A 25020-nucleotide genomic window follows, 5' to 3' on the forward strand; every position below is an offset into this window, starting at 1 on the left:
CTCACCGCGCGCCTTCGTGCCACAGCACGACGCGCAGCGTTTGCAGGATGATCAGGATGTCCAGGAAGGGCGTGTAATTCTTGACGTAATACAGGTCATATTCCAGCTTGTGGCGGGAATCTTCCAGATTGGCGCCATAGGGATAGTTCACCTGCGCCCAGCCGGTGATCCCCGGCTTCACCATGTGGCGCTCGGCGTAATAGGGCAGCTTTTCCTCCAGATCGTCGACGAATTCGGGACGTTCCGGACGCGGCCCGACAAAGCTCATCTCGCCCTTCAGCACGCTCCACGTCTGGGGCAATTCGTCGATGCGGACCTTGCGGATGAAATTGCCGATGCGGGTGACGCGGGGGTCGTTCTTGGCGGCAAATTGCGCGCCATTGACCTCGGCATCGGTGCGCATCGAGCGCAGCTTGATCACGTCAAAGGGCTGACCATACAGGCCCACGCGGCGCTGGCGGTAGAAAGCGGGCCCCTTGCTGTCCAGCTTGACCAGAATGGCGAACAACAGGATCACCGGCGCCGTCACCGACAACAGCAGCAGGCTGACCACGACATCGAACAATCGCTTGGCCGCCGAGCTGAACACCCGCCCCGAGGAAAACCCATCCGAAAAGATGAACCAGCTGGGGTTCACCGTGCCCAGATCAACGCGGCCCGTCTCGCGCTCCAAGAAGCTGGAGAAGTCGTTGACGTGAACGCCCGCCGTCTTGATCCGCAACAGGTCCTTGAGCGGCAAGGCATTGCGGCGCTCTTCCAGCGCCAGCACCACCTCGGACACGCCCAGATTTTCAACGTGGCGTTTCAGGTTGTGGATCGCCGAGCGCGGAATCGCGTCCTCGACCACCGGGGCGGCCTCGCTCATCCCGACAAAGCCGACAACGACAAAGCCGCTGCCCGCCCGTTCGGCCAGTTCGCGCAGCCGCGCCGCGCGGTTGCCACCGCCCAGCACCAGCACGCGCCGCCGGAACGCCGCCGTGCCCAGCACGCCGCCCACCAGCAGACGGTTCATCACCAGCAGCCCGATCGCCGCCAGCATCGCGTAAAACAGCGTCGAGTGCCAGAATTCATGCCCGCCCGTGACCGAGATCACCACCCCCAGCGCGATGATCGCCAGCGACACCGCCACCAGCAACCGCGCGCTGGCAAAGCGTACCGAGCGCAGCGCTTCGGCGCCATAGGCCCCCACCGCGATCATCGCGGTCAGGATCATCGCGGTGAACGCCGCCAGCGGCTGCAACCGCTGTGACAGGTCGCCTGCCTGCATCGCCAGTTGGTCGGCCCGCAGCCGCCAGGCAAAGTCGGCCGCTGTCATCAACAGGATGACATCGATCAACCCCAGCAACAGCACCGAATGGGGAATGTAATGTTTAAACACGCGGATCATGGCAAAATCGCTTGGTTTGCGTCCGGCCCCACGACGGACCTTGCCAGCGACCTTAGGGGGAAGGCGTAAAATGTCGGTAAATCTGACAGCACCGATCCGCCCCGCAGAGCGAAGTTTCAGGGAAAAACGCCGGGCACGGCCCATAGCTGTCGGCAGATATTACAATGGAATGACAAATCACCCGACAGCTGCGCCGCGTTTCAACGCTGAAATTCAAACGGCGTCAGGCCGCGCGCACGCTCGTCAAACACCAGCGTTTTGCCACGCGGCGGCAAAGAACGTTGGCGGCAGTCGGCCTGCGGACAACGGGCACAGCCCATGCCGATTGCCACCGCCCCGCTGGCTGACAGGTCCACCCCGCGCGCGGCGGCCAGCGCCGCCCCCTGCCCTGCCTCTACCCCCAGCACCACGACAAAGCGCGCCGCATCAGCGGCCCCGCCACCATTGCCGCCACTGCCCTCGACCGTGCGGGCGATGGTGAACCAGCGCTGCGGACTGCCCGGCGTTTCCTCCAGCGATACCACCTGTGTGCAAATCCGCCCCGCGTGGTCAAAGGCGGCATGGGCCACCCATAGCGGACAGGTCGCCTCGGTCTCCAGCATCAGCGTGCCAGACGCCCCGGCATAGCGTTTGGAAAACTGCCCCGCCCGGTCGATCCGCGCCATGAAGAAAGGCAGACCACGCTGCCCCACTCGTTGCAGGGTCGTCAGGCGGTGGGCCAATTGTTCAAACCCCACGTTGAACCGGCGCTGCAGGATGGTGAAATCATACCCCGTCGCCTCACACGCACGCATGAAGCGGCCATAGGGCATCAGCACGGCAGCGGCGAAATAGCCCGCCAGATGCCGCCGGAACAACCGCCAAGCGGCGCGTTGGGCACCCTGTCCGCCCTGCTGCCCGGCGCTGAATTGCGCGCCATTGGCGATGCCCGCAATCGCGTCGCGCTGCTCCAATAGCGCCAGTTGCACCGCGATGTTGAACGCCCGGCTAGCCGGGTCCAGCATCTCGGACAATTGCAATTGGCGCGCATGCAGATCCAGCCGCCGCAGCGCGTCCGGCATCACATCCACCGGCAGGATGCGCACGCTGATCTGGTGCTTTTGCCGCAGACGGTCGGTCAGGGCCGCCGTGATGTCGGGGTTGGACAGGCGCAATTCCTCGGCCAGTTCCTCGGCCGCGATGTCCAGATCGGCAAAATGGTTGCGCCAGCGCTCGATCTCGCGGCGGGCCAGATCCATCGGGTCGATCGCGGCGGGAGTGGCGGCCTGCCCTTGCCCCGCCGCGTCATACAGGCGGGCAAAGGCCAGCGCGGCCTGTGGCGCGGCGGCCAGCCATTCGGCGATCTCGTCGCGGTCGATCCCCAGATCGGCAAAGCGTTCATCCGACAACCGGCGGCGCAAGCCTTCCACCCCGCCCACCGCCTCGTCCTGACGCAGGCTGCGCGGATCGAAATCAAACTGTTCGGCCAGACTGACCACCAGTCGCGCGGTCAAAGGCCGCTGATTTCGCTCGATCAAATTGAGGTAGCTGGGCGAAACGCCGATGCGCGCGGCCATGGCGGCCTGGGTCAAACCTTCACGGCGGCGCAGGCGGCGCAGGGCGGGACCGGCCAGAAATTGGGTGTCCGACATGGGGCGCAATTTGTCACATAATTTACAACATGACAAATGATATCCCGCAATCCGCTGCATCCATACAGTTTATTTTGTAACTTTTCATTCAAGCCGTGCCGCCCCCCGCGTATCAGGCTCTCAGGACGCAGGCACAACCGCCCGCCACTTCGCAGGAGAGAGCCCATGACCGCTACCACTTTCGACACGCTGGTTCCCACCACTCCGGGCCGTTTCGACGGCATCCGCCGCACCTATACCCCCGCCGATGTCGAGCGCCTGCGCGGGTCGGTCCCGGTCGAATACACGCTGGCCCGCCGTGGCGCGGAAAAGCTGTGGAAACTGCTGCACACCGAGCCCTTCATCAACGCACTGGGCGCGATGTCGGGCAATCAGGCGATGCAACAGGTGCGCGCCGGGCTCAAGGCGATCTATCTGTCGGGCTGGCAGGTGGCGGCTGACGCCAACACCGCCGGTTCGATGTACCCGGACCAGTCGCTGTATCCGGCCAATGCCGGCCCCGATCTGGCCCGCCGCATCAACAACGCCCTGCAACGCGCCGACCAGATCGAGCACAGCGAAGGCGGCGTCAAGCGCGACTGGTTCGCCCCTATCGTTGCCGATGCCGAAGCCGGCTTTGGCGGCCCGCTCAACTGCTTTGAAATCATGAAGGCCTATATCGCAGCAGGCGCGGCAGGCGTGCACTTTGAAGACCAGTTGGCGGCTGAAAAGAAGTGCGGCCATCTGGGCGGCAAGGTGCTGATCCCGACGCAGGCGCATATCCGCAACCTGAACGCGGCGCGCATGGCGGCCGACATCTGCGGCGTGCCGACCGTGCTGGTGGCCCGCACGGACGCCGAAAGCGCCCGCCTGATCACCAGCGACATCGACGAGCGCGACCACGAGTTCCTGACCGGCGAACGCACCCCCGAAGGCTTCTTCCGCCTGAAGGAGGGCACCGGCGTTGACCACTGCATCAAGCGCGGCATCGCCTTTGCCGAGCACGCCGACCTGTTGTGGTGGGAAACCTCCTACCCCAATCTGGAGGACGCCAAGCGCTTTGCCGAAGCCGTGCAAAAGGCCCATCCGGGCAAGCTGATGGCCTACAACTGCTCGCCCAGCTTCAACTGGGAGGCAAAGCTGGACAAGGACACCATCGCCAAGTTCCAGCGCGAGCTGGGCGCCATGGGCTACAAGTTCCAATTCGTCACGCTGGCTGGCTTCCACAGCCTGAACCACGGCATGTTCGAGCTGGCGCGCGGCTACAAGGATCGCGGCATGGCGGCCTATTCGGAACTGCAACAGGCCGAATTCGCCAGCGAAACCAACGGCTACACCGCCACGCGCCACCAGCGTGAGGTTGGCACCGGCTATTTCGATGCCGTTGCCACCGCCATCGGCGGCGGTCAGTCCAGCACCACGGCGCTTGCCGAAAGCACCGAGGCCGACCAGTTCAACGCCGCCATGGAAGCGGCCGAGTGAGAGGAGCGCGATGATGACGACGCATATCGACACCACACCACCTGCGCCGCGTGAACCTGCAAGGGCCCGCGCGCTGCTCTCGACCACCGATTTCCACCTGTTGCGCGCGGCGCTGGCCAGCCACGCCCGCGCGGTGGAAGACCCGGGCGAACTGGCGCGGATCAACGCCCTGTTCCACCGGTTGGGCAATTACAACTGACGCATATGGACGGGCGGCGTTCTGATGGTCCGACGCCGCCCGCCCCGCCCCAACCGGCACCAGACCCGGAAAAGGCGCAAGCTGAACTGAACACTCCTGGGGAGGAGACGCGCGGTGGCAGGGTGTAGGCCCCCTGCCACCGCCTTTTTGCGTGCCGCGCCGCCGCCACTGGCTTTTGCCCGGGATTTGCGGCAGATGACCGGCCGTGATGGGGCGGACAAGGGCCATATAATGACGCGTGATCAATTGGTGGCAGGCGCGGATCCGGTCAGCGCGGCATGGATCGACCTGTGCGATCCCAGCCCCGCCGAATGCGCCCAGATCGAGGCGGATTACGGCATCACCCTGCCCAGCGCCGACGCCCTGCGCGAGATCGAGACATCCAGCCGCCTTCGCGCGGTGGGCGACACGCTGGTGATGACCGCCCCCTTGCTGACGCGCGACCCGGCCTTTCCCGCGACCGAGGAGCGCTGGATGATCGTGCCCACCGGCTTCATCCTGACGCCGCGCGTGCTGGTGACGATCCATTATGCCCCGCTCGCGCCGCTGACCAGCGTGGCGCAGGCGATCGGCCCCACCCACAGTGATTCGCCCGCCGGACTGTTGCTGCATGTGCTGGAAGAAGTGATCGACCGCGCCGCCGACCAGCTGGAAATGGTGTCCGAACAGATCTCGGCCATTTCGCGCCGGATTTTCTATGGCGAGATCGAGCGCCAGGGGCTGCAACGCGAAACCGCGCTGTTGCGGCGGGCGATCATGCGGCTGGGGCGGGCCTATGACCGTTCGGCGCGGGTGCGCTTCATGTTCCTGTCGATCGGGCGGATGGCCGGTTTCCTGGCCCAGCGCGGCAAGGACCGGCTGGACGCCGGGCTGGAGGCGCGGCTGCATACGATCATCAACGACATCACCTCGCTCGACGAATTCGAGGCCAGCCTGTCCGCGCGCATCCAGTTCCTGCAGGACGCGGCCACCAGTCTGGTCAATATCGAGCAGAATGATGTGGTCAAAGTGCTGACGGTTGCCTCGGTCGCGGGGATTCCGCCGGTGCTGGTGGTGGGCATTTACGGCATGAATTTTCAACACATGCCCGAATTGTCGTGGCAGATGGGCTATCCGATGGCGCTGGCGCTGTGCCTTATCACCACGCTGGTGCCGTTTGTGTGGTTCAAATGGCGCAAATGGCTGTAACCGGGCCCACAAAGACAAAAGGCCCACCCCGCAAGGGATGAGCCTGTCTGGCGATTGTGAAAATGGTGCCCCTGGCCCGACTCGAACGGGCACATCTCTCGATATCCGATTTTGAGTCGGACGCGTCTACCATTCCACCACAGGGGCGTTTCATTTTCACCGGCATGCCCTGCCGGTGCCGATCCGGTTAGCGCCGCATGGCCCCCGGATCAACCCCCCACCGACGGATAAATCACCATCGGCGGGGGAAATTTTTATCAGGCGTCCTTCAACGCGCCGACGATCAGCTTGTGCAGGCGCGAATGCAGCACGTCATTGCCCGCCAGCACCTGCTCGTCACAGATCGGCAGCGACTGGCCGCGATAGTTCGAGACGAAACCGCCCGCCTCGCGGATCAGCAAACAGCCGGCCGCGCTGTCCCACGGCTTCAGGCTGCTTTCCCAGAACCCGTCATAGCGGCCCGCGGCCACCCATGCCAGATCCAGCGAAGCCGCGCCAAAACGGCGGATACCGGCCACTTGCGGGGCCAGCACGTCATAAATGCGGCGCCATTCCAGCGTATCGCCATGCCCGGCAAAGGGAATGCCGGTGGCGATCAGGCTTTCGTCCAGATGGCGGCGGCCCGACACGCGCAGGCGGCGGTCATGCAGCCACGCGCCACGGGTCTTTTCGGCCCAGAAGCTTTCGTCGGTGATCGGCTGATAGATCAGCCCGGCAATCACCTCGCCCCAGCCCGAACCGTCCAGCTTGGGCTCCTGCACCGCGATCGAGATCGCGAAATGCGGGATGCCGTGCAGAAAGTTGGTGGTGCCATCCAGCGGATCAATGATGAAACGCGGACGGGTGGGATCGCCGGCGATCTCCCCGCCTTCCTCCATCAAAAAGCCCCAGTCGGGGCGGGCGGCACGCAGTTCTTCCCACAGCGTGCGCTCGCTCTGCTGGTCGGCGCGGCTGACGAAATCCGCCGTGCCCTTGCGGCTCACCTGCAGGTGCTCCACCTCGCCAAAGTCACGGCGCAAACGCTGCCCGGCCTTGCGGGCGGCGCGCTCCATGACGCGGATCAGGCCGGAAATCGCCATGCTCAGTCCGCCTTGCCGACGTAGGTACGCTCGTACACGTTGACGATGATGCGCGTGCCCGAAGCGATATGAGGCGGCACCAGAATGCGCACGCCATTGTCCAGAATGGCCGGCTTGTAGCTCGACGAGGCGGTCTGCCCCTTCACCACGGCATCAGCCTCGACGATGGTGGCCTCGACCTGCTCGGGCAGCTGGACGCTGATCGGGCGATCGTCGTACATTTCCAGCACGGCAGTCATGCCATCCTGCAGGAACGCGGCGGCGTCCCCGATGATGTCCTTGGACAGGTTGATCTGCTCATAGGTTTCCACGTCCATGAACACCAGATCCTCGCCCTCGGCGTACAGGAACTGGAAGTCCTTGGTGTCAAGGCGGACCTTCTCCACCGTGTCGGCGCTGCGGAAACGCACATTGTTCTTGCGTCCATCGATCAGGTTCTTCATCTCGACCTGCATGAAGGCGCCGCCCTTGCCGGGCTGGGTATGCTGGGTTTTGGCAACCTTCCAGATACCCTTTTCGTATTCGATGATGTTGCCGGGGCGGATTTCGACGCCGCTGATCTTCATGGGGAAAAACCTTTGATGGAAAAGAGCGAGAACAGGTTGCGCAAAAACGCGCGGATGGGCGCCCTTAGCGCGGTGCGGGGCCATTGGCAATCGCTGGCGGCATGGCCGCGTGATGCCGGTGGTGTGCTGTTTTGCGCCACTGTGGGGGCGATGCTGGTCATGGGGTCGGCGCCGGTGGCCGCCGGCACGCGACAGGCCGATGTCGAAGGCCCGCTGATCGCGCTCAAGCGTGGCGATTTCAGCTGTGAATTGCCCGGCGACGCAATGGGCGCGGCGGGCGTCCGCCTCCCCAGCGAGGATTTCACCGTCATGCAAGGCTCGATGTACCGGACCAAACTGGGGCGCGGGACCTATCTGGCGACGGGCGACATGGTGCGGATCACCACCGGCCCCAAACAGGGCGAGCGCTATCACCGCCTGTCCGACAATTTCCTGCGCAAACTGAACCCGGATGGCACCGATGGCGCGATCCGCTGTGTGCGCAAGGTGCTGAACAACCAATAGCGGGCCCAAGGTGGCGGCAAGATCACGCCGCCACAGCCCCCGCTCCCCGCGGCGTTATGCCGCCACAGCCCGGCGCGTGGCGTGATACAGCCAGCCCACACAGGCGGCAAACACACCCAGCCCCAGCGGCGCGCTCCACCACCCCTCGTGCATCAGCATCAGCGGCGTCGGACTGCCGCTGCCCCAGGCGATCCCGGCAAACACCACGCCAAACAGGCTTTCGCCCGCGATCAGGCCGGTGGCCGCCAACATCCCCATCCGCTCGGCAAAGGCGGGGTCGGCCGCGCCGCGCGCCCAGCGGTCATAGGCATGGCCGATAAACGCCCCCACCGGGATCAACAGCGTCAACCCCATCGGCAGATAGATCCCCATGCCCAGCGCCAGCGGCGGCAAAGCGCCCCTGCCCCGTGCCCGCAACACTTCGTCGATGATGATCGCCACCACGCCGATGCCAGCGCCAATCGCGATCAGGTTCCAGTCCAGCGAACCGCCCAACACGCCCTGCGCGATGGCCGTGATCAGCGCGGCCTGCGGCGCGGCCAGCGCATGTTCGCCCGCCCCCGGCGCGCCTTGAAAGCCCAGCGTGTGGTTCAGCATCGTCAGCACCGGCGGGATCACCAGCGCGCCAAACACCACGCCCAGCACCAAAGCCACCTGTTGCCGCCAAGGGGTCGCGCCGACCAGCTCGCCGGTTTTCAGATCCTGCAGATTGTCATTGGAAATCGTCGCCACGCCAAACACGATGGCCGTGACAAACAGCGCGAAGGCCACCAGCGCCCGCGTGGCATCGGGATCAATGTCCCGGCCAAAGAACACCGCCAGCAACAGCGAAATCCCCAGCGCCGAGAGGATGCCCGTGCCCGACACCGGCGAATTGGATGCCCCGATCAGCCCGGCCATATAGCCACACACGCTGGCGATCACCACGCCGATCACCAGCACAAACGCCACAGTGGCGATCAACACCGGCCAGAAATGCGTCTCGATCGGGCCGCCACGGGCAAAGCCGGCCAGCAGCACGCCGATCGGCACCATCGCGGCCACGATCACCGCGCCCACGATGGTGATGGGCATGTCACGCTCGGCCAGCGGCAGGTCATCCCCCTGCCCGGTCCCGCGCGCGCGCTGCGCCGCGATCGCGCCGGTCACACCGCGCATAATCGGCCCGATCACCCGCAACAGCGTATAGACCGCCGCCACACCAATCGTGCCCGCGCCGATAAACCGCACCTTGTGGCGGAAAGCGGTGCTGACCACATCGCCCAGATCGCCCGGCATCCCACCGCTATACATCGGCACCAGCGCGCCCCAGCTGACCACCATGCCGATCAGCATCGCCACGCCCACGCTCAGCCCCACCAGATGCCCAACGCCAATCAGCGAGAGGGTAAAGCTGCTGGACACCGCCGTGGCGCCCCCGGCAAAACGGAAAGGTCGGCTGAATTCCTCGGCCACCAGGCCGATTTTGGCCAGCAAGGTATAGCCTGCCGACACGCCCGTGCCCGCAACGATGGCGCGCAATCCCTTGCGGTTCTCGGCTTCGCCGCCCACGCCCGCGCCCACCTTCAGCACTTCGGCGGCGGCCACGCCTTCGGGGTATGGCAGGTCGGTGCCCGTCACCAGCGCCCGGCGCAAAGGCACCGAATACATCACCCCCAATATGCCGCCCAGCGCGATCACCGCCACCGATTGCCAATAGGGAAAGTCCACCCACCAGCCGATCATGATCAGCCCCGGCAGGACAAAGATGATCGCCGAAAGCGTGCCTGCCGCACTGGCGATGGTCTGGACGATGTTGTTTTCGTGGATGGTGGCGCCGGAAAACTGGCGCAGCACCGCCATGGATATCACCGCCGCCGGGATCGACGTGGCAAAGGTCAGCCCGACCTTTAGCCCCAGATAGACATTGGCGGCGGTAAAGATCACCGTCAGCGCCGCGCCCAGCAACACGCCGCGCAGCGTCAGTTCACGAGTGGGAGTGTGTGTCATGGCGCGCAGCATGGCATGCCGCGCGCCCTAGGGAAAGCCCCGTGCTGACAGCGGTGTTACCCGCCCTTCCCGCCATCGCGGAAAGGCGTGCGCCGCACTCAGGCGGCGTTGACGAAACTGCCGCGAATGGCGGCGATCAGCGCGGTGGTGTTGGCCACCTCGTCGCCGTTCCAGATGCCGCCCGACACCGCCAGAAAATCCGCACCCGCCTGTACCAAAGGCGCCGCATTGTCCGCCGTGATGCCGCCGATGGCGACACAGGGGATCTCGAACAAGCCCTGCCACCAGGTCAACAGATCGGGGCTGGCGTGGTGCTTGACCTCTTTAGTGGTGGTGGGGTGGAACGCGCCAAAGGCCACATAATCGGCCCCCGCCTCACCCGCGTCCATCGCCAGATGGCGGCTGTCGTGACAGGTCACGCCGATCTGCGCGTCCCGGCCCAGACGCTCGCGCGCCTCCTTGGGATCGCCATCGTCCTGCCCCAGATGCACGCCGTCGGCGCCCAGCCGCTTGGCCAGCGAGACGCTGTCGTTGACGATGAAATTGACATCGGCATCGGCGCAGATCTTCTGCAACGGCTCGGCCAGACGCGCCGCGGCGTGTTCGTCCAGCCCCTTGACGCGGAACTGGAACGCCACCACGCCGTGATCCTTGTCGTGCCCTGCGGCCAGCACGCGGGCCAGACGGTCGGGAAAATCACCCCCGACCTCAGTGGGCGAGATCAGGTAGATCTTGGTGGGTGTGCGGTAATGCTCGAAAACGGGCGCGTCATTGGTATCAGTCATGCCGCGCGCCATAGGACAAAACAAACGCGGAGGCCAGAGGCGGCCCCCGCGTCATGCGACCTGTCGATCAGGGGCGAGGCCCGCAGGCCCCGCCGCTCGGGCTTATTCCTTGCCCTTGTAGATCTTGACCAGCTTGTCCAGCATGGCCAACGCCTCGTCGCGCGGGCGCTGGAAGGTGTTGCGGCCGATGATCGAGCCATTGCCGCCACCATCGCGGATGTCGCGCGCGTCCTGATAGACGGCGTCGGCGCCCTTGGCCGCCCCGCCCGAGAACACCACGATGCGGCGACCGGCAAAGCACGACTGCACGACATGCGCCACGCGGTCCGCCTGCGCCGACCAGTCGGTGCCCTCATAGCACTTCTTGGCGTCAGCCTGTTCGATGTGGTTGCTGGGCAGTTTGACCTTGATGATGTGCGCGCCCAGCAGGGCGGCCATGTGCGCGGCATAGGCGCCCACATCCAGCGCCAGCTCGCCGCTCTTGGGCAGGTTCGAACCGCGCGGGTAGGACCAGATGACGGTGGCGATGCCAACGCTGGCGGCCTCGGCGCGCATTTCGCGGATCTCTTCCATCATTTCAAAGCAGTCGTCGCTGCCCGGATAGATGGTGAAGCCAATCGCCGAGCAGCCCAGACGCAGCGCGTCGTCAACGCTGGCGGTCACGGCCTGATTGGCGCCACCGGCCCACGAATTCGACGAGTTCACCTTGAGGATGGTCGGGATCTGGCCGGCAAACTTGTCAGCGCCCGCCTCCAGCATGCCCAGCGGCGCGGCATAGGCCGACAGGCCAGCATCGATCGCCATCTGATAGTGATAGTGCGGGTCATAGGCCGGGGCGTTCACCGAAAAGCTGCGCGCGGGGCCATGTTCAAAGCCTTGATCGACCGGCAGGATGATCAGCTTGCCGGTGCCGCCCAGACGGCCTTGCATCAAGATGCGATGCAGATTGGCCTTCACGCCGGGGTTATCGGACTCATAGTTGGCGAGGATCTTCTGGACAGCCTTGGTGGTCATACGTTTTTCCCTGTCACAATGGGCCTTTGCCTGCCCTTGCGGCGCCACCGCGAAACGGTGCATAGGTATGCCGCATAGGTATGCAAACTTGGGCCGGATAAACCGCCCTGCGCATTCCTGCAACGGGGCGGTGAAAATAAAGCGATCAGTTTTGCGTCCGGGCGATCAGATCACGCTGATCCAACCGCCCGGATAATAGTCTTATGCTTCCAGCGCCTTGACGCCGGGCAATTCGCGTCCTTCCATCCATTCCAGGAAGGCGCCACCGGCCGTCGAGATATAGCTGAAGTCTTCGGCCACCCCGGCATGGTGCAGCGCGGCAACGGTGTCGCCGCCACCCGCGACCGAGACAAGGCTGCCTTCCTTGGTCAGCGCCGCCGCGATGCGGGCCAGCGCGACGGTGGCCGCGTCGAAGGGTTGCGTTTCAAACGCGCCCATCGGCCCGTTCCACACCAGCGTCTTGCAGGTCTTGAGCGCATCGGCCAGCGCCTCAACCGCCGAGGGCCCCACGTCGAGGATCATCTCGTCAGCGGCCACCTCATGCACGTTGCAGGTGCGCAAGGACGGCGGGTTGGCGGCAAATTCCTTGGACACCACCACCTCATAGGGCAGGTGAACGGTGCAACCGGCCGCGTCCGCCGCGTCCATGATCTCCTCGGCCGTGCCGGTCAGGTCATGCTCGCACAGCGACTTGCCCACATCCACACCGCGCGCGGCCAGGAAGGTGTTGGCCATGCCGCCGCCGATGATCAGGTGGTCCACCTTGGTCACCAGATGCTTGAGCACGTCCAGCTTGGACGAGACCTTGGCCCCGCCGACCACGGCGGCCACCGGCTTTTCCGGGGCGTCCAGCGCGCGGCTCAGCGCTTCCAGCTCGGCCTGCATGCTGCGCCCGGCATAGGCGGGCAGGACATGGGCCAAACCTTCGGTGCTGGCATGGGCGCGGTGCGCCGCCGAGAAAGCATCATTGACATAGAAATCGCCATTGGCGGCAATCGCCTTGACCAGCTCGGGGTCGTTCTTTTCCTCGCCCGGCCAGAAACGGGTGTTTTCCAGGCAGGCAATGTCGCCCGCCTGCAAAATGCCCACCGCCTGCGCGACGATGTCACCGGCGATTTCGGGCACGAACATCACTTCGCGGCCCAGCACCTTTTCCACCGCGCCAATCACCATGCTCAGCGACTGGTCAGGCACGCGGTTGCCCTTGGGACGGCCGAAATGCGCCAGCAACAGCACCTTGGCGCCCTTGTCCGCCAGTTCCAGAATGGTCGGCGCGACGGCGCGCACGCGCGTGTCCTCGGTCACGGCGCCATCCTGCATCGGCAGGTTGAAATCCACCCGCACCAGCGCAACCTTGCCGGTCACATCACCCAGATCGTCCAGCTTGCGAAAAGCCATTTCTAACCCCTACATTCATCCAACCACAGCCGAAAAGGGCGGGAAGGTTGCCCTCCCCGCCCCTGTTTGTTCCGGCTTAGAGGAACTTTGCCATCGCGCCGGCGGTGTCCAGCATGCGGTTGGAAAAGCCCCATTCATTGTCATACCACGACAGCACGCGCACCAGCTTGCCATCGATGACGGCGGTTTCCAGCGCGTCGATGGTCGAGCTGTGCGGATCGTGGTTGAAGTCGATCGAGACCAGCGGCTCTTCGGTGTAGCCCAGAACGCCCTTGAGCGGACCTTCGGCAGCAGCCTTGAGCAGAGCGTTCACTTCCTCGATCGAGGTATCGCGCGAGGGCGTGAAGGTCAGGTCGACGACCGAGACGTTCGGGGTGGGCACGCGGATCGAGGACCCGTCCAGCTTGCCCTTCAGGGTCGGCAGAACCTCGCCCACAGCAACGGCGGCGCCGGTGCTGGTGGGGATCATGTTCATCGCGGCGGCGCGGGCGCGGCGCGGATCCTTGTGGATCTGGTCCAGAATCTTCTGATCGTTGGTATAGCTGTGGATCGTGGTCATCAGGCCACGCTCGATACCGATGGCTTCATGCAGCACCTTGGCAAACGGGGCCAGGCAGTTGGTGGTGCAAGACGCGTTCGACACGATCAGGTCGGCGGCGGTCAGCGTTTCGTGGTTGACGCCGAACACGACTGTCTTGTCCACGCCCTTGGCAGGCGCCGAGATCAGCACGCGCTTGGCGCCCGCGTCCAGATGCTTCTGACCACCAGCGCGGTCGACGAAGAAGCCCGTGCATTCCAGCGCAATGTCGATGCCATTGGCGGCATGCGGCAGGTTGGCGGGATCCTTCTCGGCGGTCACCTGAATGCGCTTGCCGTTGATGATCAGGTCATTGCCGTCCACCTCGACGGTGCCGTTGAACGGACCGTGGACGCTGTCGTTGCGGAACAGGCGGGCGTTGGCCTTGGCATCGGCCAGATCGTTGATCGAGACCAGCTCCAGACCGCAGTCCGGACGCTCCAGAATGGCGCGGGCCACATTGCGCCCGATACGACCGAAACCGTTGATGGCAACCTTCACAGCCATGGAATTCCTCCTATTTCAGTTCTGGACATCCGCGGCGGGCCGCGGAGCGTTCTGGAGAGCCGCAACAACCTGCGGCGTGATCTTTGCAGCCGTAAGACCGAAATAGTCATACAGCTTGTCAGCGGGGGCCGAGGCACCAAAGGTGTCGATGCCAAAGTTCAGGCCATCAAGGCCCGTGATCGCCTGCCAGCCCAGCGTGGTGCCAGCCTCGATCGAGACCTTGAGCACGCCAGCGGGCAGCACGTCAGCCTTATACGCGGCGTCCTGCGCCAAGAAGCGCGACATCGAGGGCATCGAGACCACATCGGCGCCAATGCCCTGTTCTTCCAGCGCGGCGCGCACGGCCATGGCGATTTCCACTTCCGAACCCGTGGCGACCAGCACCACCTTGCGCGGGGCAGCGGCGGCCTCAAGGCGATAGGCGCCCTTGGCGGTCAGGTTCGGACCCGACTTGCGCAGCTGCGGCAGGTTCTGACGGGTCAGCGCCAGCACGCTGGGCGTGCCGGTGTTGCTGATGGCCAGGCTCCACGCCTCGGCGGTTTCGATCACGTCGGCGGGGCGGAAGACCTCCAGATTGGGGATCATGCGCATCGACATGACATGTTCGATCGGCTGATGGGTGGGGCCATCCTCGCCCAGACCGATCGAGTCATGGGTCAGGACATAGACCACCTTGGCCTTTTGCAGGGCCGACATGCGGATCGCGTTGCGGCAATAGTCCGAGAACACCAGGAAGGTGCCGCCATAGGGCAGCACGCCGCCATGCAGCGCCATGCCGTTCATCGCCGCGGCCATGCCAAATTCGCGGATGCCATACGAGACATAACGGCCGGCGTAATTGTCGGCGTTGAGATGCGGCGTCGCCTTGGTGATGGTCAGGTTCGAGCCCGTAAGGTCCGCCGAACCGCCCACCATTTCGGGCACCACCGGGGTCAGCACTTCCAGCGCCAGCTCGCTCGCCTTGCGGGTGGCGACCTTCTGGCTGCCCTCCAGCCACGCGGCAAAGGTGGTCTCGGCCTGCGCCATGTCGGGCAGGTCACCGGCCATGCGGCGCGCCAGTTCGGCGGCATTGGGATTGGCGGCGGCGCGCGCATCCCATGCGGCGCTGGCGGCAGCGCCACGCGCACCAGCCGCGCGCCAGTCGGCCACAACATCGGCGGGCAGTTCAAACGCGGGCAGCGTCCAGTTCAGTTCGGCGCGCGAAGCCTCGATCTCGGCGGCGCCCAGCGGCGCGCCATGGACCGAATGGCCACCCTGCTTGTTGGGCGCGCCCTTGCCGATGATCGTGCGGCAGGCCACCAGCGAGGGACGCGGATCAGCGGCCGCCTCGGCAATGGCGCGTTCGATATCGGCAAAGTCATGGCCATCGCAGGACACAACATGCCAACCGGTCGCGGTGTAGCGCGCGGCGATGTCCTCGCTGGTCGACAGGTCGGTGTCGCCATCGATGGTGATGCGGTTGTCGTCCCACAGCACGATCATCCGGCCCAGCTTGAGGTGGCCGGCCAGACCGATCGCCTCGTGGTTGATGCCTTCCATCAGACAGCCATCGCCCGCGATGACGTAGGTGCGGTGATCAACCAGATCATCGCCAAACACGCCGTTCAGGTGACGCTCGGCCAGCGCAAAGCCCACCGCCATCGCCAGACCCTGACCCAGCGGGCCAGTGGTGCATTCGACACCCGCCAGCTCGGTATTTTCGGGGTGGCCGGCGCAGACGCTGTGCAACTGGCGGAAATTCTTGATGTCGTCCATCGTCGGACGGGCATAGCCCGTCAGGTGCAGCAGGCTGTAGATCAGCATCGAGCCATGGCCCGCCGACAGGATGAAGCGGTCACGGTCCGACCAGTCGGGGCGGGCCGGATCGAACTTCAGAAACTTGCTGAACAGCACGGTGGCCACATCGGCCATGCCCATCGGCATGCCGGGGTGGCCGCTGTTGGCGGCCTGCACAGCATCCATCGACAGGACACGGATGGCATTGGCCATCGACTGCATGCTTTGGGCGGTTTGGGTCATGGCGGGGACGCAGGCTCCGAATAGGTATGCAATGGCTCGCACTGGCGCGATTCGTGGCGCACCCTTTGCGTCCCACCCCCGCCCGCGTCAACCTGTCAGAGGCGCTTTTTGCTGCATTGCATTGCTTTGCGGCGCGAACGAATCGGCGAATCGGCGCGCAAGTGCCAAAACGCGCCAATCACCACCTTGGCGGTAAAGCCCCCCACCTGTCGGCCAGCCCGCCCCCGATCTCCTGCGTAATCTGACGTATCAGGACGAAAGCGGAGCAAGCTGGTGTTTGCGCGAAAGGGGATTGCAGGTACAAGCGCGCCCATGACGGGGGCCCTACCACTTGCCCTGCCGGATGAGGCGGGCGTCGATGAAGCGCTGTCGCGGGTTGAGGCGGCCTTGGCGCGGCTGGACTGCGCCCTGCGCCGCAGCAGGGAACAGCAATTGGCCGTGGCGCGCGAAACGGTCGAGCTGGAGGTGCGGCACGAGCGCCTGCGCGAGGTGGTGGGTGACGCGCTGGGCCTGCTGGACGGCCTGATTGCGACCGAGGTGGCCAAGCCCGCGGCTCCGGTGGACGGCACAGCGTGAGCAATATCTCGCTCTTTGTCGGGGGCCGCGATTATGTCGTGGCCTGCGCGCCGGGAGAGGAAGCGCATGTCACCGCGCTGGGCGTGCTGATCGATGAAAAGCTGGACGAACTGCCCGAATCCGTCGCGCAGAGCGAAGTGAGGTCGCTGTTGTTCGCCGCGCTGTTGCTGGCCGATGAGGTGGTCGAACTGCGTCAGGTGGCCGAGGATGCGGCCCGCGCCCAAAGCGCCGTGGCCGAGATGGGGCTGGCGCAAGCCCCCCATGCCGCCATGCCCGAACCGCCCATCCCGGCCGAAACGCCCTATCGCGCGCCCGCCTATGACGGCCACGACGATAGCGGGGTGGTCGTCCCCCTGCCGGTGGCCGCCGCGATGCAGGACGCCAGCGAACGCCGCCGCAACCGCCTGATCGCCATGGCCGAACGGCTGGAGGCCATTGCCGGCGAAATTGAGCGCGGGCTGTAACGCGCGCGCCGATCCGCGCCCGGATCAACGCTTTGCAGATGCCTCTTGAGATTACCGCGCCCCGCGCCTACATCATGGGTGACGGGAACTGCCCGGCACGAGCCGCATGAAACATCCCTGAGGCTATAAGCAATCCAAGGGGGCTGTCCCTGCCGAGAATCCTGGTTCACGGTATATGGTCCCCACCTGACGTCGAGGCGTCAGAGGATTTTCCGAGCAAACGACCCATGGTGGTCCCGTCACCCCTTTTTGCGAGACGCCCCGCCCCGTGCGGCGGGGCCATGTGGCGGATGACAGCCTGCGAATGACCGACAAATCCGCCCTGCGCCGTGCCTTGCGCCAGTCGCGCCGTGACCATGTGGCCAGCCTGCCGCCGGTGATGCGCAATCTGGTGTTTTTGCGCCCGCCCGGCGCGGTGGTGACGGCGCTGCCGGTGGGGGGATGTGTTGCGCTCTATCATGCGGTGGGCGATGAAGCCCCCACGCGCGCCTATGGCAAATGGCTGATCGAAAACGGCTTTACCGTGGCGCTGCCGTGGTTTGCGGGGCGCGATGCGCCGATGGATTTTCGCGTCTGGACCGATCCGTGGGACGATGCCGATCTGGTGCCGGGGCCATGGGGCGGCGCGCTGCAACCGGCCGATGACGCGGCGCAGTTGACGCCCGATGTCGCCTTTGTCCCGCTGGTCGGCTTTACGGCGGAGGGCGCGCGATTGGGTCAGGGTGGCGGGCATTACGACCGCTGGCTGGCGGCCCATCCGCAGGTGGTGGCGATGGGGCTGGCGTGGGATTGCCAATTGGCCGATGACCTGCCGACAGAGCCGCACGACATCCCGTTGCGCGCGGTGATCACCCCCACCCGCCTGTTCGGCACACTGTAAACCGATTCGCCGTCATAAGGAAATCCGATGACCAACCCCAAGCCCACCCCTCGCACCGCGCCGACATGGCGCATCCCGGCGGGCATGCTGGCGCTGCTGGCGGCGCTGGGGGTCTATGCCGGGCTGGTCGCGCGCTGGGTCGCGCCGCTGATCCAGAACTGGCCCGCGCTGGGCCAGACGCCGGTCTATGTCGTGCTGGGCGTGGTGTGGCTGCTGCCCTTGCGGCGGTTCCTGATCTGGATGGAAACGGGACGCTGGGGCTGAAGGCAGCTTAGGCGCGTATAAACGCATCCTTATTGTAGTCATTGACAACAAAATCGCGCCCGCCCGCGCGCCTTGGGCGCGTCACGAAATGCGCCCGGCGCGGGCAACAAAAAAGCCGACCCGAAGGCCGGCTTGTTGCTGCTGGACCCCTCCAGCATGTTCCCGCCGGCATGGCCGGACAGGTTCCCAAGGTGGCGCGAGTGACGGGGCTCGAACCCGCGACCTCCGCCGTGACAGGGCGGCACTCTAACCAACTGAGCTACACCCGCGCATCCCTGAGACCAGAAACGCATGGGCCCGCAAACGAAATCACAAGTGGCGCGAGTGACGGGGCTCGAACCCGCGACCTCCGCCGTGACAGGGCGGCACTCTAACCAACTGAGCTACACCCGCTCACCTGTGTTTCCGTTGGGGCAGCGCCCCTTGGGTGACGCGGCCTCTAAGGAAGGTGGCGCGGCCTGTCAACGCCCTTTGCCACACAATTGCAAATTATTGACGAAAGTGGCGAATTTCTGCGGATTAGCGGATGGCACGGGTCAGACCCCCAACCGCGAATCGCACCCGCATGGTTCGCTCTGCCCACCAAAAACGCGGGAATCGGTACGCCTGCCGGGGCATTAACGCTTTATTTCCGGGCTATTCCCTAAATGGCATTAACCAAATGCAAGGGACCGGGCCGATGTTCAGGGTCGCGACGAATCAATGGAAAAAGGCGCTGGTGCGCGCGCTGGCGGCGGGGTGGATGCTGGCCATTGCCGCTATGCCCGCCAACGCCGCGCCCGCGCGGATCGCGGTGATGATGCCCCTGCCCTCGCGCCAGGCCGTCAGCGCCGCGCCGGCCATCACCCTGACCAGCGCCATCCATGTCGAGCGCACCACCCCCGCAGGCCGCCGTCTGGACAGTCTGACAAAGGGCAATACCGCGCTGAACCATGGCGACCGGATCGTCACCTTTTTGCGGTGGCGGCACGAGGCGGCGGCGCCGGTCGGCGGCACCGGCGGCTTTGTCATTGTCACCCCCCTGCCCCGCGCGCTGATCTGGCAAGGCAGCGCCGATGGCCGCGAGGAAGTCTCGGTCGACGGGGGCTATAGCTGGGGCCGGCTGGCGCGGCTGACGCTGTTCGGTCGCCCGGCCCGGCCCGAAGACGTGACGCATATGCGCTGGCACATCACCCCCGCACAGGCGCGCGGCGGTCAGGGGCGGATCACCTATGCCGCGCTGCTGCGTTAAACCGCCACGGGCGCGGCCAGATGGGCCTGCGGCGCGTAATCGCTGACGACAAAATCCCCGATCTGGTGGTCAAACATGCTGTCGGGACGGCGGACAATGTCCAGATGCGCGCTGCCTGACGGGCTGCGCGCCAATTGCGCCTCCACCAGATCGGCGTGGTTGCTGTAGAGGTGGACATCGCCGCCCATCCACACCAGCTCGCCCGGTTCCAGATCGCAGTGCAGCGCCAACAGGCGGATGAACAGCGCCGCCCCCCACAGGTTGAACGGCACACCCAGCACCAGATCGGCGCTGCGCTGATACAGCGCGCCTGACAGCCGCCCATCGGCCACGTGGAACTGATAGGTCTTGTGACAGGGCGGCAGGGCCATGCCGTCCAGTTCGGCCACGTTCCAACCCTCGACGATGTGGCGGCGGCTGCCCGGATTGTGGCGCAGCGATTCGATCACCTGCGCCACCTGATTGATCCCGGCCGGGCGGCGGCGGAACAGACCGTCACCGGCCGGATCATACACCGGCCAATCCACCCACTGCTTGCCATAGACCGGGCCCAGATCGCCCCAGCGCGCGGCAAAATCGGCGTCCGCGACGATTCGCGCCGAAAAATCGGCCAGCGAGAGCGCCTCGCCCGTTTCGCGGTTGTACCGGGCCAATGGCCAATCGGTCCAGATCTCCACCCCCTGCGCGCACAGGTTGCGGATATTGGTGTCGCCCGTCAGGAACCACAGGAATTCGCGCGTCGCAGTCTTCCAATAGACCCGCTTGGTCGAGAGCAAAGGCATCTGCCCGCCCGACAGATCGCAACGGATCGTCGCGCCAAACACCGCCTTGGTGCCAACGCCGGTGCGGTCGACACGCTCGCTGCCGTGATCGCGGATCTGGCGCATCAGGTCCAGATATTGCCATTCCCAATGGCGCGAAGCTGACAGGGCGGGCGAAGCGGGGGCGTCGGTCTGAGACATGGACGCCTGCCTAACGCGGTCAAACGCGGGCCACAACCCATTCGTAAACGCCCCGTCACCGCCCAACCCCGCCCCATAGATATTGCCACGTATGGGCAGGCAAACCAGAAGCACAGCCCCCGCGCGCTATGGCATAGGCCAAAGGTCGCTCACCATGCTCATGCCATCCACCTCGCTGCCCCCTACGTCCCGCCGGCCGGTGTCCACCGGGCTGATGCGGCTGCAATTGGGATTGCTCAGCGTGGCCCTCAGCCTGTGCACGCTGGTCCCGCTGATGAGCAGCGCGGCGATCCTTATACCATTGCGGGGTGTCGACACGCCCGCCGCCTGGGCCAGCCGCCAAGGCCTGCCATTGCTGGGTCATGGCCGCGTGCCGGGCAGCGTGCTGGTCTATGGCCCATCGGCCGAACTGGGCTGGCGGGCGCTGCGCGCGGGCGTGCTGATGGTGCCAGTGCCAGAGATGATGTGTTCGGGAAAACGAACGGGCACCGCCCCGTTGCGCCATAATACTATGTGATAAAGGTCAGAACATGGATGAAATCGACAACCTTCGGCATCTGGGGATGCGCGCTCTGGTCGGCATGTGCTGGCTTGGAGTGCTGCTCATCGCCGGTGGCACCGCTTTTGCCACCACCGGCTATGTGCCGCTGTTGCTGGCGCTGGGGCTGACCGCGGTGCCGACCATGATGGTCAGCGGCGGGCGCACCGATGCCGCCGCACGCCTGACCATGGGCGCCACACTGCCGCTGTATCCCGCGCTGTTGCTGTACCAATGGAGCGGCAGCACGTGGATGATCGACCTGCACATGTCCTTTTTTGCCGTGATCGCGATGCTGGCCATTCTGGCCGATTGGCGCCCGATCATCGCCGGAGCGGGCGTGACAGCGGTGCATCATCTGGTGCTCAACTTTGCCGCGCCCAGCATGGTGTTTGGCGCAACGGGCGATCTGGGCCGGGTGGTGCTGCATGCGGTGGTGGTGATTGCCGAAACGGCGGTGCTGGTGGCGCTGGCCAACCGGATGGAGCGAGGCATGATCGAACAGGCCGAGGCCGAGGCCGAAAAGGCATTGTTGCGCGCGCAGGCCGAAGCCGACCGCGACGCCCGCGAGGCCGAGCAACAGGCGGTGGTCAACCAGATCGGCGAGGCGCTGCGGGAATTGTCGCAAGGCAATCTGTCGCACCGCATCCACACTTGCTTCCCCGCCAATTTCGAAGGGCTGCGCAGCGATTTCAACCGCACGGTCGAGGATCTGGAGGCAATGGTCGGCAATGTGGCCGAAGCCTCGCAGCATATCCAGTCGGGCGCTTCGGAAATCCGCGTGGCATCGGATGATCTGGCCCGGCGCACCGAGCAGCAGGCCGCCAGCGTCGAACAGGCCAACAGCACGATGCACCGTCTGGTCGCCATCGCCACCGAAACCGCCCAGAATGCCGCCAGCGTCAATGACGCCCTGGCCAGCGCCCAGCGCTCGGCCACCGAGGGCGAGGAGGTCGTGGGGCGCGCCATGGCGACGATGGAACTGGTCGAACGCTCCGCCAACGAGATCCGCCAGATCATCAGCCTGATCGACGGCATCGCCTTCCAGACCAACCTGCTGGCGCTGAACGCGGGTGTCGAGGCGGCACGCGCGGGCGAATCGGGCAAGGGCTTTGCCGTGGTGGCCACCGAAGTGCGCGCGCTGGCCCAGCGCAGCGCGGACGCGGCCAACAGCATCAAGGCCTTGATCGACACATCGACCACTCAGGTGGCCGAAGGCGTGACGCAGGTGATGCAGACCGGCGAGGCGCTGCGTGGCATAATGGAACAGGTGGTGCAGATCGGCATGGCGGTCGATGGCATCGCCCAGGCCGCCACCGGCAACGCGGCCGACCTGCGCCGGGTGAACGAGACCTTTGGCACGCTGGACCAGTCGACCCAGCAAAACGCCGCCATGGTCGAGGAATCGACCGCCGCGCTGGGCGCCTTGGCCAACGAGACGAACACGCTGATGCAGGTCGTCAGCCGGTTCCGCCGCAGCATGCGCCAGATCGAATCCGGGAAAATGGGCGGCATCTCCCGCGCCGCCTAAGGAACAACCCGTCGGGGTGGGCCCAGCGCCAAGGCCCCGACGCTTTTTTTAAATCGCTGGAATCCCTTGTTTCTGCGGCTTTGGGGTGAAATTCGGGCGGGGTGGGTAAAAATCTTGCGAAAGGCGCTTGCCACTTTTGCAAACCCCCCTTATAGGCGCGCTCCTGCCCTGCGGCGATGGACGGAAACGCCCCTCACCGCTCCGGTCGGGGAATAGCTCAGCCTGGTAGAGCACTGTCTTCGGGAGGCAGGGGCCGGAGGTTCGAATCCTCTTTCCCCGACCATTTTTCCCTTGGGAGACCAAGTGGAAAGCAGCAAAGCCGGCCTTCGGGTCGGCTTTTTTGTTGCCCGCCGGACACCACCCCCCGCCCCATTACGCAACCGGGCGGCAACAATCCGGCAATCCCTTGCCGATGTTTGGCCAAACTTAACCAGAACTTCAGAACAACCGCATACATCCTTGGCCAACTGCCATGGGGGAATTGCGACTTGCCCGGAACAGACGACAACAGCAGCGCGGACCCGGCGCCTGCCCAGACCCAACCGACCAACCGCTTTGGTAAGGCCGAGCGTGACCTGCTGGCACTGGGCATCGCGATCACCGCGACGGTGCTGTTTGTCGGCACCAGCTCGTCCGCGCTGACGCAGGTGATCCATCAGATCAAGGGGATCGGGCTGGGCCCCGATCTGCTGCTGACCAACGCGCTGCTGCTGAATGTGGCCTTGGTGATCTTTGGCTGGCGGCGCTATGACGAGTTGTGCATCGAGGTGCGCCAGCGCCGCAGCGCCGAAGCCCGCGCCCGTCAATTGGCCGAAACCGACCCCATGACCGGCGCGCTGAACCGGCGCAGCATCGGCCCGGCCACCGACGCGCTGATCACGGCCTGTGCGGCGCGCGGCGAAGTGGCCGCCTTTGTCATGATCGACATCGACCATTTCAAACAGATCAACGATTTCAACGGCCATGCCGTGGGCGATCGCATTCTGGTGGAATGCGCCCGCCGCATCCGCGCCGCTCTTCCCGAAGAAGCGCTGATGGCGCGGCTGGGCGGGGACGAGTTCGCCTGCGTCATCCCCTTTGCCACCCATGCGCCCGAACGGATCGACCATGTCGCGGGTCAGATCATCGATCTGATCGCCGCGCCGATCACCGTCGATGACTTTAACGGCGAGGTGACGGCATCAGTCGGCATCACCCGGTCGGACCGGCAGAACCGTCTGGGCACCGGCCCGGCCGACGCGGCGGGCCTGCTGCACATGGCCGACATCGCCATGTATAATGCCAAGAAACAGGGCCGGAATCGCTATTTCTGGTTTGAAAACGCCATGGAATCGGAACTGCGTTACCGCAGCGAGATGGAAGTGGGCGTGCGCCAAGGCATCGCGCGCGGCGAATTCGTGCCCTATTATCAGCCGCAGGTCGACATGGGCACGGGCCGCGTGCTGGGCTTTGAGATGCTGGCGCGGTGGCATTCGCCGGTGTTCGGCGTGGTGGAACCCGATGCCTTCATCCCCATCGCCGAGGAAATCGGCGTCATTGCCGAACTGTCCGAAGGGCTGATCGCCCGCGCGCTGGAGGATGCCCGTGGATGGGATCCCTCGCTAACGCTGTCGGTCAACATTTCGCCGGTGCAATTGCGCGACCCATGGTTTGCGCAGAAATTGCTGAAATTGCTGACCGCCTCGACCTTCCCGGCCAACCGCTTGGAGATCGAGATCACCGAGACCTGCCTGCACCAGAATGTCGCGATGGTGTCCACGCTGATCACCAGCCTGAAGAACCAGGGCATCAGCGTCAGTCTGGATGACTTCGGCACGGGCTATTCCTCGCTCTCGCAATTGCGCAAGCTGCCGTTTGACCGGATCAAGATCGACCGCAGTTTCGTCACCGCCCTGCCCCGCGATGATGACAGCCAGACGATCGTCAGCACCATTGCCGCGCTGGGCGCTGGCCTTGGCATGCCGATCACCGCCGAGGGCGTCGAGGACGAGGCTGTGCTGGCACAGCTGGCCCAGATCGGTTCGTTCCGCGCTCAGGGCTATCACTTTGGCCGGCCGGTCGATGCGGCCAAAACGCGCGACCTGTTGGCGGCGCAAGGCTTGCTGGTGGCCGCCCATGGCGACACCCATCTGGCCGCGCAAGGTGAGGCGCCTGACGCCCCTGCCCCCGCGATTGCGCCCGAACCCGCTGCAACACCGCAGCGCCGCAGCGCCTGAGCCGGTTTTTTTCACCCCCGCGCCGCATTTGCACCGGTGCGGGGCTGGACGGCG

23 protein-coding genes and 4 tRNA genes are annotated in these 25020 nt (G+C 65.2%); 13 read left to right on the plus strand and 14 right to left on the minus strand.

Annotated features, from left to right (window positions below; all coding sequences use genetic code 11):
- Position 1 precedes the first annotated feature (1 nt).
- Both GTZ99_RS07380 and GTZ99_RS07385 read right to left on the minus strand, forming a co-directional pair.
- The gene (locus GTZ99_RS07380; protein WP_161717595.1) at positions 2 to 1387 is read right to left on the minus strand and encodes a TIGR03013 family XrtA/PEP-CTERM system glycosyltransferase; all 1386 of its coding nucleotides are present in this window, start codon (positions 1385 to 1387) and stop codon (positions 2 to 4) included.
- 200 nt (positions 1388 to 1587) lie between these two features.
- On the minus strand, positions 1588 to 3018 hold the full coding sequence (locus tag GTZ99_RS07385) for a helix-turn-helix domain-containing protein (RefSeq protein ID WP_161717596.1): 1431 nt from the start codon (positions 3016 to 3018) through the stop codon (positions 1588 to 1590).
- Positions 3019 to 3183: 165 nt separating this feature from the next.
- On the opposite strand from GTZ99_RS07385, the gene aceA reads away from it, so the two are divergent.
- The 3 genes from aceA to GTZ99_RS07400 all read left to right on the plus strand — a co-directional run bounded on the left by aceA (position 3184) and on the right by GTZ99_RS07400 (position 5866).
- The gene (aceA, locus tag GTZ99_RS07390; protein WP_161717597.1) at positions 3184 to 4479 is read left to right on the plus strand and encodes an isocitrate lyase; all 1296 of its coding nucleotides are present in this window, start codon (positions 3184 to 3186) and stop codon (positions 4477 to 4479) included.
- 13 nt (positions 4480 to 4492) lie between these two features.
- On the plus strand, positions 4493 to 4678 hold the full coding sequence (locus GTZ99_RS07395) for a hypothetical protein (RefSeq protein WP_161717598.1): 186 nt from the start codon (positions 4493 to 4495) through the stop codon (positions 4676 to 4678).
- Between the two features lie 231 nt (positions 4679 to 4909).
- On the plus strand, positions 4910 to 5866 hold the full coding sequence (locus GTZ99_RS07400) for a magnesium transporter CorA family protein (protein WP_161717599.1): 957 nt from the start codon (positions 4910 to 4912) through the stop codon (positions 5864 to 5866).
- Between the two features lie 63 nt (positions 5867 to 5929).
- Here the strand turns inward: GTZ99_RS07400 and GTZ99_RS07405 are convergent.
- The 3 genes from GTZ99_RS07405 to efp form a co-directional block, all read right to left on the minus strand.
- Positions 5930 to 6013: transfer RNA gene (locus GTZ99_RS07405), tRNA-Leu, on the minus strand.
- Between the two features lie 110 nt (positions 6014 to 6123).
- Positions 6124 to 6945, minus strand: a complete 822-nt coding sequence (locus GTZ99_RS07410) for an inositol monophosphatase family protein (protein WP_161717600.1) — start codon at positions 6943 to 6945, stop codon at positions 6124 to 6126.
- Between the two features lie 2 nt (positions 6946 to 6947).
- On the minus strand, positions 6948 to 7511 hold the full coding sequence (efp, locus tag GTZ99_RS07415) for an elongation factor P (RefSeq protein WP_161717601.1): 564 nt from the start codon (positions 7509 to 7511) through the stop codon (positions 6948 to 6950).
- 54 nt (positions 7512 to 7565) lie between these two features.
- Between efp and GTZ99_RS07420 the strand changes: the two genes are divergently transcribed.
- Positions 7566 to 8015 (plus strand): hypothetical protein, encoded by a 450-nt coding sequence (locus GTZ99_RS07420; RefSeq protein WP_161717602.1) that lies wholly within the window; start codon positions 7566 to 7568, stop codon positions 8013 to 8015.
- A 54-nt stretch (positions 8016 to 8069) separates the two neighbouring features.
- Here GTZ99_RS07420 and GTZ99_RS07425 read toward each other — a convergent pair whose 3' ends face one another.
- The 6 genes from GTZ99_RS07425 to tkt form a co-directional block, all read right to left on the minus strand.
- Positions 8070 to 10004, minus strand: coding sequence for an OPT family oligopeptide transporter (locus tag GTZ99_RS07425; protein WP_227711152.1), 1935 nt, complete (start codon positions 10002 to 10004; stop codon positions 8070 to 8072).
- A 98-nt stretch (positions 10005 to 10102) separates the two neighbouring features.
- Positions 10103 to 10789: a thiamine phosphate synthase gene (gene thiE, locus GTZ99_RS07430; protein ID WP_161717604.1), complete on the minus strand. Its 687-nt coding sequence runs from the start codon at positions 10787 to 10789 to the stop codon at positions 10103 to 10105.
- 102 nt (positions 10790 to 10891) lie between these two features.
- Positions 10892 to 11803 carry a class I fructose-bisphosphate aldolase gene (locus tag GTZ99_RS07435; protein ID WP_161717605.1) on the minus strand — a complete coding sequence of 304 codons (912 nt, stop codon included), beginning with the start codon at positions 11801 to 11803 and terminating at the stop codon, positions 10892 to 10894.
- A gap of 201 nt (positions 11804 to 12004) precedes the next feature.
- A complete protein-coding gene (locus tag GTZ99_RS07440) occupies positions 12005 to 13201 on the minus strand; it encodes a phosphoglycerate kinase (RefSeq protein ID WP_161717606.1) in 1197 nt (398 codons plus the stop codon).
- A 76-nt stretch (positions 13202 to 13277) separates the two neighbouring features.
- Positions 13278 to 14285, minus strand: a complete 1008-nt coding sequence (gene gap / locus GTZ99_RS07445) for a type I glyceraldehyde-3-phosphate dehydrogenase (RefSeq protein WP_161717607.1) — start codon at positions 14283 to 14285, stop codon at positions 13278 to 13280.
- A 15-nt stretch (positions 14286 to 14300) separates the two neighbouring features.
- Positions 14301 to 16304, minus strand: coding sequence for a transketolase (gene tkt, locus GTZ99_RS07450; protein WP_161717608.1), 2004 nt, complete (start codon positions 16302 to 16304; stop codon positions 14301 to 14303).
- Positions 16305 to 16616: 312 nt separating this feature from the next.
- On the opposite strand from tkt, the gene GTZ99_RS07455 reads away from it, so the two are divergent.
- The 4 genes from GTZ99_RS07455 (at position 16617) to GTZ99_RS07470 (ending at position 18488) form a co-directional block, all read left to right on the plus strand.
- Positions 16617 to 16880: a hypothetical protein gene (locus GTZ99_RS07455; protein ID WP_161717609.1), complete on the plus strand. Its 264-nt coding sequence runs from the start codon at positions 16617 to 16619 to the stop codon at positions 16878 to 16880.
- Positions 16877 to 17344 carry a cell division protein ZapA gene (gene zapA, locus GTZ99_RS07460; protein ID WP_161717610.1) on the plus strand — a complete coding sequence of 156 codons (468 nt, stop codon included), beginning with the start codon at positions 16877 to 16879 and terminating at the stop codon, positions 17342 to 17344. The genes GTZ99_RS07455 and zapA overlap by 4 nt, the downstream gene beginning before the upstream one ends.
- 304 nt (positions 17345 to 17648) lie before the next feature.
- The gene (locus GTZ99_RS07465) at positions 17649 to 18224 is read left to right on the plus strand and encodes a 5-formyltetrahydrofolate cyclo-ligase (RefSeq protein ID WP_161717611.1); all 576 of its coding nucleotides are present in this window, start codon (positions 17649 to 17651) and stop codon (positions 18222 to 18224) included.
- 27 nt (positions 18225 to 18251) lie between these two features.
- A complete protein-coding gene (locus tag GTZ99_RS07470) occupies positions 18252 to 18488 on the plus strand; it encodes a DUF2842 domain-containing protein (protein WP_161717612.1) in 237 nt (78 codons plus the stop codon).
- Positions 18489 to 18680: 192 nt separating this feature from the next.
- Here GTZ99_RS07470 and GTZ99_RS07475 read toward each other — a convergent pair.
- Both GTZ99_RS07475 and GTZ99_RS07480 read right to left on the minus strand, forming a co-directional pair.
- A tRNA-Asp gene (locus tag GTZ99_RS07475) sits at positions 18681 to 18757 on the minus strand.
- 47 nt (positions 18758 to 18804) lie between these two features.
- Positions 18805 to 18881: transfer RNA gene (locus GTZ99_RS07480), tRNA-Asp, on the minus strand.
- 286 nt (positions 18882 to 19167) lie between these two features.
- Between GTZ99_RS07480 and GTZ99_RS07485 the strand changes: the two genes are divergently transcribed.
- On the plus strand, positions 19168 to 19719 hold the full coding sequence (locus tag GTZ99_RS07485; RefSeq protein ID WP_161717613.1) for a hypothetical protein: 552 nt from the start codon (positions 19168 to 19170) through the stop codon (positions 19717 to 19719).
- Here GTZ99_RS07485 and thyA read toward each other — a convergent pair.
- Entirely contained in the window at positions 19716 to 20681 is a 966-nt protein-coding gene (thyA, locus tag GTZ99_RS07490; protein ID WP_161717614.1) for a thymidylate synthase, read from the minus strand. The two genes, GTZ99_RS07485 and thyA, sit on opposite strands and share 4 nt — an antisense overlap.
- Positions 20682 to 20835: 154 nt before the next feature.
- Here thyA and GTZ99_RS07495 point away from each other — a divergent pair, with 154 nt between their 5' ends.
- From GTZ99_RS07495 to GTZ99_RS07510, 4 genes are all read left to right on the plus strand, one after another.
- The gene (locus GTZ99_RS07495) at positions 20836 to 21198 is read left to right on the plus strand and encodes a hypothetical protein (protein WP_227711153.1); all 363 of its coding nucleotides are present in this window, start codon (positions 20836 to 20838) and stop codon (positions 21196 to 21198) included.
- A gap of 13 nt (positions 21199 to 21211) precedes the next feature.
- Positions 21212 to 22750, plus strand: coding sequence for a methyl-accepting chemotaxis protein (locus GTZ99_RS07500; RefSeq protein WP_161717616.1), 1539 nt, complete (start codon positions 21212 to 21214; stop codon positions 22748 to 22750).
- A gap of 206 nt (positions 22751 to 22956) precedes the next feature.
- Positions 22957 to 23033, plus strand: a tRNA-Pro gene (locus tag GTZ99_RS07505).
- A 205-nt stretch (positions 23034 to 23238) separates the two neighbouring features.
- Entirely contained in the window at positions 23239 to 24966 is a 1728-nt protein-coding gene (locus GTZ99_RS07510) for a putative bifunctional diguanylate cyclase/phosphodiesterase (RefSeq protein ID WP_161717617.1), read from the plus strand.
- Positions 24967 to 25020 lie beyond the last annotated feature (54 nt).

The sequence above is a fragment of the Novosphingobium ovatum genome, from assembly GCF_009909235.1.
Lineage (GTDB): Bacteria > Pseudomonadota > Alphaproteobacteria > Sphingomonadales > Sphingomonadaceae > Novosphingobium > Novosphingobium ovatum.

Bases quoted from the DNA above. Each gene is read 5' to 3' on its own strand.
- GTZ99_RS07400 (WP_161717599.1), top strand. From the start codon at position 4,910: ATGACGCGTGATCAATTGGTGGCAGGCGCGGATCCGGTCAGCGCGGCA.
- GTZ99_RS07410 (WP_161717600.1), bottom strand. From the start codon at position 6,945: ATGGCGATTTCCGGCCTGATCCGCGTCATGGAGCGCGCCGCCCGCAAG.
- GTZ99_RS07395 (WP_161717598.1), top strand. From the start codon at position 4,493: ATGACGACGCATATCGACACCACACCACCTGCGCCGCGTGAACCTGCA.
- gap (WP_161717607.1), bottom strand. From the start codon at position 14,285: ATGGCTGTGAAGGTTGCCATCAACGGTTTCGGTCGTATCGGGCGCAAT.
- GTZ99_RS07440 (WP_161717606.1), bottom strand. From the start codon at position 13,201: ATGGCTTTTCGCAAGCTGGACGATCTGGGTGATGTGACCGGCAAGGTT.
- efp (WP_161717601.1), bottom strand. From the start codon at position 7,511: ATGAAGATCAGCGGCGTCGAAATCCGCCCCGGCAACATCATCGAATAC.
- GTZ99_RS07435 (WP_161717605.1), bottom strand. From the start codon at position 11,803: ATGACCACCAAGGCTGTCCAGAAGATCCTCGCCAACTATGAGTCCGAT.
- GTZ99_RS07465 (WP_161717611.1), top strand. From the start codon at position 17,649: ATGACCGACAAATCCGCCCTGCGCCGTGCCTTGCGCCAGTCGCGCCGT.
- GTZ99_RS07485 (WP_161717613.1), top strand. From the start codon at position 19,168: ATGTTCAGGGTCGCGACGAATCAATGGAAAAAGGCGCTGGTGCGCGCG.
- GTZ99_RS07500 (WP_161717616.1), top strand. From the start codon at position 21,212: ATGGATGAAATCGACAACCTTCGGCATCTGGGGATGCGCGCTCTGGTC.
- aceA (WP_161717597.1), top strand. From the start codon at position 3,184: ATGACCGCTACCACTTTCGACACGCTGGTTCCCACCACTCCGGGCCGT.
- GTZ99_RS07455 (WP_161717609.1), top strand. From the start codon at position 16,617: ATGACGGGGGCCCTACCACTTGCCCTGCCGGATGAGGCGGGCGTCGAT.
- GTZ99_RS07495 (WP_227711153.1), top strand. From the start codon at position 20,836: ATGCTCATGCCATCCACCTCGCTGCCCCCTACGTCCCGCCGGCCGGTG.
- GTZ99_RS07385 (WP_161717596.1), bottom strand. From the start codon at position 3,018: ATGTCGGACACCCAATTTCTGGCCGGTCCCGCCCTGCGCCGCCTGCGC.
- tkt (WP_161717608.1), bottom strand. From the start codon at position 16,304: ATGACCCAAACCGCCCAAAGCATGCAGTCGATGGCCAATGCCATCCGT.
- thiE (WP_161717604.1), bottom strand. From the start codon at position 10,789: ATGACTGATACCAATGACGCGCCCGTTTTCGAGCATTACCGCACACCC.
- GTZ99_RS07380 (WP_161717595.1), bottom strand. From the start codon at position 1,387: ATGATCCGCGTGTTTAAACATTACATTCCCCATTCGGTGCTGTTGCTG.
- thyA (WP_161717614.1), bottom strand. From the start codon at position 20,681: ATGTCTCAGACCGACGCCCCCGCTTCGCCCGCCCTGTCAGCTTCGCGC.
- GTZ99_RS07470 (WP_161717612.1), top strand. From the start codon at position 18,252: ATGACCAACCCCAAGCCCACCCCTCGCACCGCGCCGACATGGCGCATC.
- GTZ99_RS07420 (WP_161717602.1), top strand. From the start codon at position 7,566: ATGGGCGCCCTTAGCGCGGTGCGGGGCCATTGGCAATCGCTGGCGGCA.
- GTZ99_RS07425 (WP_227711152.1), bottom strand. From the start codon at position 10,004: ATGACACACACTCCCACTCGTGAACTGACGCTGCGCGGCGTGTTGCTG.